We start from the raw sequence: 13,216 nt of genomic DNA, 5'->3' as shown, positions 1-13,216 counted from the left end.
GATGAACACGCTATTTTCAAACCAACCCGGTGACGAAGGGCTGCCAGGCCGGGAGCGCGCCCGGGTTATGATCGCAGTCATGATCACCACGCTCATGGGCGTCTTCGATGGCACCATGATCAACATTGCTCTGCCCTCGATGGCGCACGCGATGCAGGTGCCTGCCAGTCACGCCGTCTGGTTCGCCAACGGTTATCTGCTCTCCGCGGCCATGACGTTGCTTATCTTCGCCTCCCTCGCGGCCCGCTATGGAACGCGGCCCATTTTTCTGGCGGGTCTGACGACATTTGTCCTGACATCGCTGGGCTGTGCGCTGGCAACAACGCCGGATATTCTCATTGGAATGCGCATCGTGCAGGGGATCGGCGGCGCGGCCACCTTGAGTATTGCCCCGGCGATCCTGCGCTCCGTTTTTCCGGGACGCCTGCTTGGCCGCGTTCTGGGCCTGCATGCTCTGCTGATCGCCTCCAGTACGGCGATTGCCCCGGTGCTCGGTGGCACTATCCTCGACACCCTCAGCTGGCAATGGCTGTTTGCCATTAACATTATTCCGGGAACGCTGGCGCTGGTGCTGGCCGCCAGGGCATTACCCGGAAAGTTAACCTCGGGTCACGCGGCGTTTGATACCTGCGGGGCGGTGCTATCGGCGATGCTGCTGGGGGCGATGATTATGGCGGTGAACAGCGCGAACCTCGCGGCTGTCTGCTGGGGGCTGCTCGCCATATTCAGCGCTCTGCTATTTATCTGGCATATCCGCCGCGCCCGTGCCCCCTTGCTGCCTCCGGTTATTTTCAAAAATGGGCGTTTTACGCTCGCAGCCTTAACCTCGCTGGCCTCATTTATCAGCCAGGGCATCACCTTTATCGCGCTGCCCTTTCTGTTTCAGAGCGTGTATGGCTACAGCCCTGTCGTCTCTGCGCTGCTGTTTATTCCCTGGCCGATTGGCATTGTGCTGATTGCGCCCCATGCGGGCCGCTGGGCCGATACGATCTCTGCGCCGCTGATCTCCACCCTTGGGCTGGCTATTTTTGTCGTCGGGTTGGTCCTGCTGGCGATGCTGCCCGCCGCGCCTGCCGTGTGGGATATCTGCCTGCGTAGCCTGGTGTGCGGTATCGGATTTGGCTGTTTTCAGAGCCCCAACAACCGGGAGATGCTGGCGAATGTCTCCCGCGAGAATGCCAGCTATGCCTCGGGGATCCTGTCTGTCGCGCGAACGTTTGGGCAATGCCTGGGTGCCGCCGTGGTGGGGATCCTGCTTTCCGTTATGTCGACGACAACCGGCCAGACGATCCATGCTGCCCTGTGGGTCGCCGTCGCCGCCTCTGTCGCATCGGTGCTGTTTAGCCTGAGCCGGCTGCGCAAAACGCAGGCAGCCGTTAACTATCTCAACTAGACTTCTTAGCGGCTGTACGTCTTCACCAGGTTAATCATTCACTCAGGTTTTTTTACTCCCCGAGAGGTCTATCATGTCATTTGTCACCACAAAAGATAATGTCAGTATCTTCTATAAAGATTGGGGCCCCAAAGATGCACAACCTATCTTCTTCCACCACGGCTGGCCATTAAGCGCCGATGACTGGGATAACCAGTTATTGTTCTTTTTAGCGCAAGGCTTCCGGGTCATCGCCTCGGATCGCCGTGGTCATGGCCGCTCCGATCAGGTCAGCGACGGGCATGATATGGACCACTACGCCGCCGATGTCGACGCGGTGGTTGAACATCTGGATCTGCACAATGTAGTGCACGTCGGCCACTCCACCGGCGGCGGCCAGGTGGCGCGATACGTGGCGAAATATGGACAACCGCAGGGCCGCGTGGCGAAAGCTGTTCTGATCAGCGCCGTACCGCCATTGATGGTGAAAACCCCGGACAATCCGGGCGGCACGCCGATTGAGGTGTTCGATGGATTCCGTCAGGCGCTGGCCGCCAACCGGGCGCAGTTCTATCTCGACGTGGCGAGCGGTCCGTTCTACGGCTTTAACCGTGACGGGGCTGAAATCTCGCAGGGCACGATCCAGAACTGGTGGCGTCAGGGAATGACTGGCAGCGCGAAGGCGCACTATGAAGGCATTAAGGCGTTTTCAGAAACGGACCAGACCGCCGATCTGAAGGCGATCACCCTTCCGGTGCTGATTTTGCAGGGTGATGACGATCAGGTTGTGCCTTACAAGAATGCCAGCCTGCTCCAGGATGAACTTCTCAGCAACAGCACGCTGAAGGTGTATCCGGGGTATCCTCACGGGATGCACACCACGCATGCCGATGCGATCAATAAGGATCTGCTGGAATTTATTCGCAGCTGACGTAAAAACGGGTGGCTTGTGCCACCCGCATCAGGAACTTACAGCGAGGCTTTTAACCGCGCCACCGCCTCTTTCAGATTCTCGTCCGTGACGCTGACGTAGGACATGCGCAGCGTGGCATGATCCGGCGCGTTGCAGTAGAAGAACTCCCCAGGCACATAGACCACGCCGTTGTTCAGCGTCTTTTTCAGCCACTCTGTCGTGTTCATCTCGTATTTGAATCTGGCCCACAGGAACATGCCGCCCATCGGCTTGTGGAAGGTCAGATGATCGCTCAGTTCGCTTTCCACGTGCTGGCACAGAATCTGGCATTTGTGTTTATAGGCTTCGCGGATCAGGTCGATCTGCCCGGCCAGGCGGCCACTCTCCAGGTAGTGATACGTCAGCGACTGGGATAACGAGCTGGTGTGCAGGTCGGTCGCCTGTTTGAGGATCACCACCTGGCGCTTAATCCAGTCCGGCAGCACTAACCAGCCAACCCTGGCGCCCGGCGCGAGGATTTTTGAAAACGTGGAGGTGTAAATGACGTTATCGCCACAGCCCATCTCGTCCGCCCAGGCTTTGAGTGGCGTGAAGGTTTGGTCGGTGAAGTTGATTTCGCCATAGGGGTCGTCTTCGATGATGACAAAATCGTATTGCTGGGATAACGCCACCAGTTGCTTGCGGCGCTGCTCTGCCAGGGTGACGCCGCCCGGGTTGCCGAACGTTGGGACGATATAGACGGCTTTGACCGGCGTGGTCTTAACCAGCGCTTCCAGCTCATCAATGATCATCCCGTCGCCGTCGGTACCCACCGACATCAGGTTAGCCTCCGCTAACTGCAGAACCTGCAGCGCAGCGAGATAGGTTGGCCGTTCAACGACCACGATGTCGCCCGGATTAATCAGCGCCCGCGCCAGAATATCCAGCGACTGCTGGGAGCCGGAGGTGACAACCAGGTCGTCCACGCCGCAGCGGATCCCCCTGCCGCTCAGCAGCTGGCAGATGGCCTCGCGTAGCGCCGGGCTGCCCTCGCTCAGACCGTACTGAAACGCCTCTTTCCAGGTGCTGGAGAGCACCTTCTCCATAGCTAGCTCCAGCCCTTCACGATCGAACAGATCCGGGTTGGGAATGCCCCCGCCGAGTGAAATCACCCCTTCCATCTTGCTGTGTTTTAATAATTCTCGGATCGCCGATGACTGGAGGTTTTGTACTTTGTGGGCAATTTTGTTCTGCGACATTTTTTATTATCCTGGTTTGTTGTATCCCAGTTTAAGTATCACATGTTGAAGGTTTTAACCAGCCGCAGAGACCGGAGCCCGCAGGCTCCGGCAGAGGGATCAGAACTCGATACGGGCACCGAAGTTATAGCGGCGACCTTCCAGCACTGACGACTGGTTGTAAGAGGTGCGGTAGATCGGGTTGGCATCGAACAGGTTATAGATGCCGGTCATCAGCGTCACGTTCTTGTTCAGATGGTATCGCGCGCCCAGGTCGACCAGCGCCCAGGCTTCCGTTTCGCTGGATTTGCCGATGTCCGGCGACGAGCTGCGCCAGCTGGCTTTGGTCCATAGCTCCAGATCGTTCACCGCGTTCCAGGTCAGTGAGACGTTGGCCATACTCTCCGGGAAATCACTCAGGGCATAGCCTTTATACTCTCCGCTCTGCTGTTCGCTGTGCGTATAGGTATAGTTGGCGTTGGCTTTCAGGGCGGAGGTGACCTGCCAGTCGCCGTTCAGCTCCAGACCGTAGATCTGCGCATCGCTGACGTTGGCATACTGGAAGACGGTATCTGCGACATAGCCGTTGTAGCTACACTTCTGCGTGTCCGACGCAGTACAAATCAGATGGTCGCTGATTTTGTTCTTGAATTTGGTGTAGAAGAGCGTCGCATCCAGCGCCAGCGCGTCCTGCTGCCAGTAGATGCCCAGCTCGGTGTTGACGCTCTCTTCCGGCTTCAGGTCGTCATTACCGATGCCGATTTCAGAGTACGGATAAGCGCCATACACGCTGGTGAAGCCTTCGTTATTCTGGCGCAGATCCGGCTTTTTATAGCCAGCCGAAACGCCGCCCTTCAGCGCCCAGTTCTCATCAATGGTCCAGTTGCCGTAGAGTTTCGGCGTGACGTGGTAACCGAAATAGCTGTCATGGTCCAGACGCGCCGAGGTGGTCAGGGTGAAGTCCGGCACGATCATCCAGGCATCTTCGGCAAACACCGCCCAGCCGTCGCGCGTTATCTCGCTCACCGGCGTGACGCCAGGCGCTTCCTTATCTTTAATGCCGAACTCATCATCCAGTTCGTTGCGGGTAAAGTTCACCCCCAGGGTCAGCTTATGATCGCCCAGGGTAAAGATATTGGCGCTGTTGGCTTCGTAGTTCTTCTGGGTAATAAACTGCGATGACATTCCCGGAACGCGATACTCGGTTTTGGCTTTTTCGTAGCTGACGAAGTTTTTCACTTCGAGGATGTCGCCATACCAGGCATGTTGTGACAGCGAGGCCGCATCCCGGTCGAAGCCCCAGTACCACTGCTTGTGGTTATGGGTCTTCTCCTGGTTGCCTTTGGTGGCATTCAGATCCCAGAGCTGGGTATCGGTCGGCGACATGGAAATGGTCGCATCCAGATTCCCGGACTGATGCTTCACAAAGCGCTCATCATTGATACTGTCATCGTCGCGGCGATCAAGATAATCCGCCGCCAGGCTGACACCGAGCTTGCCCGGGATCACCGGCCCCATCACAAAGGCATTGGTCTGGTTGGTATTGCCGTATTCGCTCTTCTCTTGCAGGAAGTAGTTATCCTCCAGGACGCCGGTCCACTTCTCCAGGTTCCAGGACTTTTTGGTGATCACGTTGACCACCCCGCCGATAGAGTCTGAGCCATACAGGGAGGACATCGGCCCGCGGATCACCTCGATTCGCTCGATGGCGGCAAGCGGCGGCATAAAGGCCGCTTCGGTACCGATATGGTGTCCATACGGGCGGGATTCACGGGTCGCCTGCTTGATGCCGTTCACCATATACGAGGTGTAGGTGGAGTCCATCCCGCGCATCTGAACATCGCCGGTTGCCAGGCTGCCGTGACCGTTACCGACCAACAACCCCGGCATTTCGCGCAGGGCTTCGGTGACGTTCTGATTCGAGCGGGTGTTCAGCTCCTTTTCATTCACCACGGAGATCGTTGCCGGGGCTTCGCGGCGTTCCTGGCTAAAACCGGTCGCGGTGACGACCAGTTCATCTTCGTTAACGGCGGTGTTTTCTGCGGCGAAAACCGCCCCCGGCAGGTTAGCCAGGGCGAGCGAAACCGCCACGGCCATGCGTGTTTGCTTTATCACAACAAGGATCCTTAGAACTGGGTTAAATCAATCTTGAGCACGTAGTCAGCTTCACTGGCTTTCTCATCCTGCTTGACGCTGGCATAGAGCGTGCGGGCATCGGCAGACAGCGCCAGGCTGTTGGGCATCGCCACGGTTTTAACGGTGTGTTTCAGGCGATTGGTGGCCGCGTCGATGACGCTAATCTGGCGATCGTTGCGATGGGTGACATAGACCTCTTCCCGGGCGGCGTTGTAGAGCACGGCGACGGAGTTCGGCGTTGGAACACGGTGCAGCAGTTTGCCGGAATCGAGCTGCACAACCAGCACATCTTTGGTATTGGTGTCAGCGATATAACCCACCCCTTTGGCGGTGTTGAGCGCGATGTTGAGGAAGTAATGTTCCGGGTCGGCAGGATCGACCTTCACCCGGGAAAGCGGCTCCGACGTTTTGCCATCAAGCGCAATCAGCTCCCCGCTGCCGGAGACGACGTAAACCTTGTCCCCCGCTTCATCCACGGCAAAACCGACGGGCTCCAGTTTTTCGAGCGTCCGGGAGAGCGCCTGCTTCTGGGTATCTACCACCCACAGCAGGCCTTTCCCCTTACGTCCGATCCCGGAGACATAGAGGCGCTGATGCTTCTTATCCAGCACCACCTCACGGACATGGGCTGTTTTATTGGCATCGGAATCGTCGCTTAACTGGATCGTTTTGACGATCGCGTTGTTACGCGTATTGAGCAGCGTGACCGACCCTTCCAGCGCATTGCCGAGATAAAGAATGTGCTGCTCCTGATCCAGCGCGACGGCAAAGGTGCGACGTTCGGTCGGGATCTGACGCTCAATCTTCAGCGTCGGTGCGGCCAGCTGGAAGACCAGCCCGGCGGTTTTATCTTTATCAAAGGAGGGGGCTGAAGCGGCATACAGCGCGTTCTGCTCTTTATCGTAGGCCAGCTCGTAGACGCCATGTCCAAGCGGCTGAACGAGAAAATCCTTCTCGGTAAAGTCTTTGGCGAATAGCGCGCCAGAGTGCATTGCCAGCGAAATGGCGAGGGCGCACAGGGTTTTGTTCTTTACGGCAGAGGCATTGTTCATGTCATTTTTCTTTACAGTTGCTTACGTAAAGAAAAATGATAATGAAAATAACTATCATTTACAATTGAGAATATATATCAACTACCTACCATTTTTGGTACTGATAGTTGATGCCCTGGGCGCTGTGCTACGGTGTTGACACATTGAATCGCCCTATCCGCGCGGCCTGGCTGGCTAAACCGCGAAAAATGGCTTCGCTCACCTGTAAGGGGAAATCTGCCGGCAGCTCTGCCCTGACGTAGGCGATAACCTCGTCAGTGCGCTCGGCCATCTCCGTCAGCAAACGGCGGGCAGCCTCCTGAGAAAACCCCGCCACCGCCGCGGTGCTGATAAAGTGGCGCGGCTGGATCATCGCGAAATGGTACTGCCGGTTCTTCCCCTGTAACGCCATCGCCATTTTTGCCTTTTTGACCGGAATACTCCCGGCATCGAACAGCGGAAACGCCGAAATTACGTCGTACAGCGGGGTCATACGAAACGAGGAGTCGGCCTCAATAAACAGGCTGAAATTTTTGCCGTGACCATCTATCGCGGCCAGCATCCAGAACAGGATCTGCGCCTTAAAGAACATCTCGCGATCCTGCCCCGCCAGTCGGGAACCGAGCAGCAGCTTCATGGCGTCGGCGATCCCGGGGCCGCCGTGCGATTCATATTTCAGCGCTGGCGAAACGCCCAGCGCCTGGCAAAAATCCTCCTGCGGCAGGCGCATCAGCCAGCCGCTGCGTGCCCAGCGGCGGTCGAAACGTTCGATAACCAGCACCTTTTTGCGGCCAAATCGCGCCATGTCGGCGTTCGCCACCGGGAAGCCAAAGGCTTTTGCGATCCGCAAGCAGAGCCACTCGTTCTCGCAGCTCTCGCTCAGGTCGATATTGTTCTGCTCGATTCTGCCGATCGGCAGCTTAAAGATATGGCTGGTTGGAGTACTGCCCTGGGGACGCTGCCAGCGATCCTGATACCACAGCAGCGCCGTTTTCTCCTGCGCCCCGGCCAGTGAAATACGGAAGTCGGCCCCCTCCTCTGTCATCCCCAGTGGGGCCATCTGATACCCGTCGAGCAGCGCCGCAATCTGTTCGTCATCCAGCGGTTCAGCCACCATATCCGTTACCGGGGGGATCTCCTGCCCTGGCGGATAGAGCTGAATAGCGCCGACGCAGTCGCGTCCAACGGTGGCAAGCAGATCAAAAGGATGCGCGGTTTCAACCTGAAAACGGGCCTGCATACGGGCGATGATCGCCTCGGAATCCGGCAACAAATTGCTGAAGAAATTAAAGACCTGGGCACCCCTGATCCTGGCGTGCTGCAGCGGCAGCGAGAGGGAAATGGCGCGCGACCCCGGCTCTGCCAGCCACGCCGGATCATACTGAAAGGACATCGCCCCGCTGCCGTCGCGGTGCAGCGTCCCCACCACCTCGCCATTCATCGCAACAGTCAGTCGTTGTGCGCGCATCGCTTACCACTCCTTCGTCCAGCCGTGAGTATCCGGCAGCGTCGCGCCGCGTTTCACTACGTGTAGTTCCAGATCCAGTGCCGCGAGAATTTTGAACAGAGTTTCCAGCTTGGTGGAGCCCGGTTTGTTCTCGAAATCCGAAACCGTGGTTTGTTTAATGCCAACCTGTTCAGCCGTCGCCGTTTGGGTTAACTTATTGACCTTACGCTGATCCCGGACGGCCTGCGCCAGCCCCTCTGCCGATGTCACTTTCATATTTATCCCCTATAGCGGATATGTAGAGAAAATCCCCTATAGGGGATAAAATGAGAATAACCCCTCCAGGGGATAAGTGCAAATTAACCCCTACAAAGGATAAACGCGTCTGTTTTTGACCTTTCTTTCTGTCAGACAGAGGTACTGTGCACGGTGCTGAAGTGGATTATAAAGAAGGTTGTATTGTATGTTGTAACTACATATATTTATATTATCCTGGGTTATTTCCTCTTGGGTAAAGGTCTCGGCTTTTGTATTTTCTCCGCCAAAGCAAATTTAAAAATAAAAGTATGAAGTCCAGCACAATTGCCGGTTCGTTAATTACGCCATTTAACTCCTCGGCGTGCGGGAAACTAACGTAGCGGCCTTCCCTGCTTTATGCGAAAAATAAAAAATAATGTCGCTTAAACGAAGCGTCACCCGTAAAAAAAGCACCGCTATCGCCCAATGATTTTAATCATCTTTTTAAAGAACGAAGCAGAAGCCTGGTGAAAAGACGCCGCTGTTCATCAGTGTTTCCGACTATGATTTAAGGATAAGAGCACGGTAAATGTGGTTCGCACCTATTTCTGCAAGGGATGTTGAAACAAACCTGGTACTTCCGGGTGGTGTTTTTTTGACTTTATTCCGCCTTTAATAAAATGCGTGGAGGAAATAAGCATGCATGATTGCGATGTAAACAGACGTGAGCAATTAATTATTCTGCCGGACAGAGAACCGTAGAGCGATTATTTATTTCCCCCATTTTAATACCAGGCCGTTTTTTATTAATAAACACTATCCATACGGGAGCAGTGAGATGGCTATTTTTAACTCATTCTGGCAAGCGGGGTTTGAGGGTGCGGATTTTGTTACGCGGCAGGGCCATGCCCTGTCGATGGATCACGAAACGGGTCATGACAGCAGACATCACGACGATTACAGGGCGCTCCGCCCTTTTAATATCGCCACGGTGAGGGAGAGCGTCGGCTGGCGAGTTACGGATAAACCAGAGGGTTATGATTTTTCCGCCGTGGCCGCAAAAATGGCCTCGGCAAAGGAGAATGGTATTCAGATCTGCTGGACGATTTGCCATTACGGCTGGCCGGACGATGTCGATTTTTTCTCCGAGGCGTTTGTCACGCGTTTTGCCAGGCTGTGCGGCGCGCTGGCCGCCTTTTTGCGCCCCTTGTATCGGGAGCCGCCGGTCTATTCCCCGGTCAACGAGATCTCCTTTACCGCCTGGGGGATTGCCGTAGGCCTGTTTCCTGCCGCCCTGCCCGAAGCAGTGGACAGCATGCAGAGCAAACGGCAGCTGGTTCGGGCTGCCATCGCCGCCTGCGACGCCATCTGGGCCGCCGATCCGCGGGCCAGAATTTTGCACTGCGATCCCATTGTCCATCTGATTTCCCCCGACGACGACCCCACGACCAGACAGGAAACCGAGGCGTTACGCACGGCTCAGTTCCAGGCGTGGGATATGTTAGCGGGACGGCATGAGCCGGAGCTGGGTGGTCATCCGCGCTATCTGGATCTGATCGGCGCCAATTACTACCACGACAACCAGTGGATAACGGGAAACAACCAGCGCCTCCCCTGGCATCTTGGCGATCGTCGACGACGACGGTTACACGAGATGTTGCAGGAGCTTTATGTACGCTATCACCGCCCCATCCTGCTTGCCGAAACAAGCCATGTCGGCAGTGGACGCGGAGCCTGGATTAACGATGTCGCCTCTGAGGTTGCTCAGGCGCAACTGGCTGGCGTTGAGCTCTCCGGGATTTGCCTTTACCCCATTATTGACCGCCCCGACTGGGAAAACTGTGCTGTCTGGCATCACTGCGGTTTGTGGGACATCACCCCCGATAAAGAGCGACATCTTAATACCCTTTACGCACACGCGCTTGAGCAAACCCAGCTCCGGCTGACTCGTTTTCAACAGCCATCAGGCGCCTTTACCTGCACCGGCACAGAGGTATCAGATATGAAAAAAATATATGTTTTTAGTCACCTGCGCTGGGACTTCGTCTTTCAGCGTCCACAGCATCTGATGACACGTCTTGCCCAGCACTATCACATTGTCTTTATCGAGGAGCCGCTCTATTCCGCGGATAAACCTGAGCTGAAACTCACTCAGCCCGCCCCCAATGTTACCGTGGTTCAGCCGCACACGCCGTCAACGGCGCCGGGGTTCCACGATGAGCAGATTGCCTTTCTGGAAACGCTGCTGACGGACCTACGGGAAGCGGACGAAACCCCGGTGGTCTGGTTCTATACGCCGATGGCGCTTCCCCTGTTGAAGGTATTTACCCCGGCGGTGGTGATTTACGACTGCATGGATGAACTGGCTGCCTTTGAGAAAGCCCCCCGCCAGCTTTTGCAACGTGAGTCAGCCCTGCTGACCCGGGCGGATATTGTCTTTACCGGCGGCCCCAGCCTGTACGAGGCGCGAAAAGGACGCCACCCGAACATTCACTGTTTTGCCAGCAGCGTCGATGCGGTGCATTTTGAACAGGCGCTGGATCGGGCGAATCACCACCCGCTGCAGGACGAGATCCCCCATCCGCGCCTTGGGTATTACGGCGTTATTGACGAACGCATGGATTTATCGCTGATTGCCGCCCTGGCGGACTCACATCCGGAGTGGCAAATCGTAATGGTCGGCCCGGTGGTGAAAATCGATCTCGCCACCCTGCCCAGACGCAGCAACATCCACTATCCCGGCATGCAGCCTTATCAGGCGTTGCCCCAGTTCCTTGCTGGCTGGGATGTTTGCCTGATGCCGTTCGCGCTGAATGAATCCACGCGTTTCATTAGCCCGACGAAAGTGCTCGAGTATATGGCCGCGCAGCTACCGGTGGTCAGCACCGCCATTGCCGATGTTGAAAAACCTTATAGCCACGTTGTGGCCGTTGCTCACGACCATGCCGCTTTTATCGCTGCCTGCGAACAGGCGCTGGCGCTGCCAGAGGAAGCCCGAAAAGCGCAGCAGCAGTCGATGCAGCGTATTATCGCTAACACCTCCTGGGATAAAACCGTGCAGAGCATGCACGAGTTGATTGAGAACGCTTTCTCACGCTATCTGGATGCCTCCGCCGCGACGGTCAACGCCGTGGATATCAGCCCAGACGAAGCCGCTGACGAGCCGGTTTTACGCCTGATCCCCCCGAAAGCGACCCGCGCGGAAGCCCAGAAATGTGTGATCCTCGGTGCCGGGCCAACCGGGCTGAGCGCGGCCTACCACTATGGCGAAGGGGCAATCCTCCTTGAGCGTAATGCCACCGTCGGGGGGCTGTGTCGCTCCATTCAGGACAAAGGTTTTACCTTTGATTATGCGGGCCACATTATGTTTTCCGCTGACGAAGAGGTGCTGGCCCTGTACAAAACCTTGCTGGGCGACAATATCCACTGGCAGGTCCGCGAAGCCTGGGTCTATACCGACGGCGTTTATACCCGCTACCCCTTCCAGGGTTCACTTTACGGGCTGCCCGCCACGGTGGTCAAAGAGTGCATCCTGGGTGCCATCGAGGCGCGCTACGGCACTGGCTCCGGGGTGCAAAGCATGACCCCGGCCTGCACCGGAAAGACCGCCACTGGTAAGCAGCATCACGACTGCTGTGCCGATGGCGCGGTGCCGGATTACATCAGCGCCGACGCGGCAGAAAGCACGCCGAAAAAAGGCAGCTTTGAAGCTTTCATCTATGAGACCTGGGGCAAGGGGATCGCCCGCCATTTCGCCATCCCCTACAATAAAAAGTTATGGACGGTGCCACTATCGGAAATGGAAACGTCCTGGCTGGGTGGCCGTGTTCCCCTGCCCGACCTGGAGCAAATTATCGACGGCGCGCTGAACGAGACCGCGAAGCCGATGGGCCCCAATGCACGCTTCGGCTATCCGCTGCAGGGCGGTTTCCAGGCGCTGATGAACGGGTTCTTACCGCATATTAAGGGGCGGATCGAGACCGGGGCTGAGGTGAGTAAAATCTATGCCAATCAACATATTGTTGCCCTCGCTGACGGGCGTCAGTACCGCTATGAGCAGCTGATCAGCACCCTGGTGCTGCCGGAGTTGATTCGCCTGATGGGGGACGAAGTGCCGCCTGAGGTGCGCAAGGCGGCGAAAGGCCTGCGCCACGTCTCCGTGCGCTGCGTCAATCTGGGGATTGGCCGCGACAATCTGACCGACAAACACTGGATCTATTACGCCGGTAAGACAATATTCCACCGCATTTTCGTTCAGGGTAACGCCAGCCCCTTCTGCAGCCCGCCGGGCGGCTGCGGCCTGACCTGTGAAATCAGTTACTCGCCGGATAAACCGCTGCCGGTGGACGGCCAGGCGCTGATCGACCGCTGCATTAAGGAGTGCATTGAATCCGGGATCATTTCGGCAGAGGATGAGATTATCACCGCCAACCAAATCGATATCCCCTACGCCTACGTGATCTACGATCAGAGCCGGAAGGAGAACGTGGAGACGATCCGCAAATGGCTGCTGCTGCACGGCATCACCCTGGCCGGACGCTACAGCGAATGGGAATATTACAATTCGGACCACGCCTTTATCGCCGGGAAAGTGGCCGTTGAGAAAGTCCGGGGTTCCGCTTACCGGCATTCTGTTTCCTGACGGTTAACTCATTAACCTGTTCAGTCGTCGCCGTTTGCGTTAACGTATTGTTCGCAAACGGCGACGAGCGGCCCCCGCTCCCTGCCAGGCAAAGATAAACGGGCACCATGTTGAGGTGTCATGATGTTATAAGTTTATTGTGTGTTGTAACTATAAATAATTCTGGCGCTGGGTCAGGCCTGTTCTACACTCACTGGCACAAAACCGCAGGGAGACCATCC

Annotated in this window: 8 protein-coding genes; 3 read left to right on the top strand and 5 right to left on the bottom strand. The window is 56.6% G+C overall.

The annotated features are described in order from the left end of the window. The first annotated feature begins 1 nt into the window (after position 1). The gene (locus tag WFO70_RS05795) at positions 2 to 1,393 is read left to right on the top strand and encodes an MFS transporter (protein ID WP_337015103.1); all 1,392 of its coding nucleotides are present in this window, start codon (positions 2 to 4) and stop codon (positions 1,391 to 1,393) included. 73 nt (positions 1,394 to 1,466) lie between these two features. Next, on the top strand, positions 1,467 to 2,303 hold the full coding sequence (locus tag WFO70_RS05790; RefSeq protein WP_337015101.1) for an alpha/beta fold hydrolase: 837 nt from the start codon (positions 1,467 to 1,469) through the stop codon (positions 2,301 to 2,303). A gap of 38 nt (positions 2,304 to 2,341) precedes the next feature. Here WFO70_RS05790 and WFO70_RS05785 read toward each other — a convergent pair whose 3' ends face one another. The 5 genes from WFO70_RS05785 to WFO70_RS05765 form a co-directional block, all read right to left on the bottom strand. Next, positions 2,342 to 3,523, bottom strand: coding sequence for an aminotransferase-like domain-containing protein (locus WFO70_RS05785; RefSeq protein WP_337015099.1), 1,182 nt, complete (start codon positions 3,521 to 3,523; stop codon positions 2,342 to 2,344). Positions 3,524 to 3,622: 99 nt separating this feature from the next. Continuing rightward, complete coding sequence (locus WFO70_RS05780; RefSeq protein ID WP_337015097.1) at positions 3,623 to 5,617, bottom strand: TonB-dependent receptor domain-containing protein; 1,995 nt, start codon at positions 5,615 to 5,617, stop codon at positions 3,623 to 3,625. A gap of 11 nt (positions 5,618 to 5,628) precedes the next feature. After that, positions 5,629 to 6,690 (bottom strand): 7-bladed beta-propeller protein YncE, encoded by a 1,062-nt coding sequence (gene yncE, locus WFO70_RS05775; protein ID WP_337015096.1) that lies wholly within the window; start codon positions 6,688 to 6,690, stop codon positions 5,629 to 5,631. A 127-nt stretch (positions 6,691 to 6,817) separates the two neighbouring features. Further along, positions 6,818 to 8,137, bottom strand: coding sequence for a type II toxin-antitoxin system HipA family toxin (locus WFO70_RS05770; protein WP_337015095.1), 1,320 nt, complete (start codon positions 8,135 to 8,137; stop codon positions 6,818 to 6,820). Positions 8,138 to 8,140: 3 nt separating this feature from the next. Further along, entirely contained in the window at positions 8,141 to 8,392 is a 252-nt protein-coding gene (locus tag WFO70_RS05765; RefSeq protein ID WP_337015093.1) for a helix-turn-helix domain-containing protein, read from the bottom strand. Between the two features lie 799 nt (positions 8,393 to 9,191). Here WFO70_RS05765 and WFO70_RS05760 point away from each other — a divergent pair. Beyond that, entirely contained in the window at positions 9,192 to 12,995 is a 3,804-nt protein-coding gene (locus tag WFO70_RS05760; protein ID WP_337015091.1) for an NAD(P)-binding protein, read from the top strand. Positions 12,996 to 13,216: the final 221 nt, after the last annotated feature.

Source organism: Leclercia sp. AS011, assembly GCF_037152535.1.
Classification (GTDB): Bacteria; Pseudomonadota; Gammaproteobacteria; order Enterobacterales; family Enterobacteriaceae; genus Enterobacter.
The sequence above is the reverse complement of the archived record's forward strand: the minus strand, read 5'-3'. Positions and strand labels throughout refer to the sequence as shown.

Excerpts from the sequence above, each read along its gene's own strand:
- WFO70_RS05790 (WP_337015101.1), top strand. The coding sequence starts at position 1,467 with ATGTCATTTGTCACCACAAAAGATAATGTCAGTATCTTCTATAAAGAT.
- WFO70_RS05760 (WP_337015091.1), top strand. The coding sequence starts at position 9,192 with ATGGCTATTTTTAACTCATTCTGGCAAGCGGGGTTTGAGGGTGCGGAT.
- WFO70_RS05765 (WP_337015093.1), bottom strand. The coding sequence starts at position 8,392 with ATGAAAGTGACATCGGCAGAGGGGCTGGCGCAGGCCGTCCGGGATCAG.
- WFO70_RS05785 (WP_337015099.1), bottom strand. The coding sequence starts at position 3,523 with ATGTCGCAGAACAAAATTGCCCACAAAGTACAAAACCTCCAGTCATCG.
- yncE (WP_337015096.1), bottom strand. The coding sequence starts at position 6,690 with ATGAACAATGCCTCTGCCGTAAAGAACAAAACCCTGTGCGCCCTCGCC.
- WFO70_RS05795 (WP_337015103.1), top strand. The coding sequence starts at position 2 with ATGAACACGCTATTTTCAAACCAACCCGGTGACGAAGGGCTGCCAGGC.
- WFO70_RS05770 (WP_337015095.1), bottom strand. The coding sequence starts at position 8,137 with ATGCGCGCACAACGACTGACTGTTGCGATGAATGGCGAGGTGGTGGGG.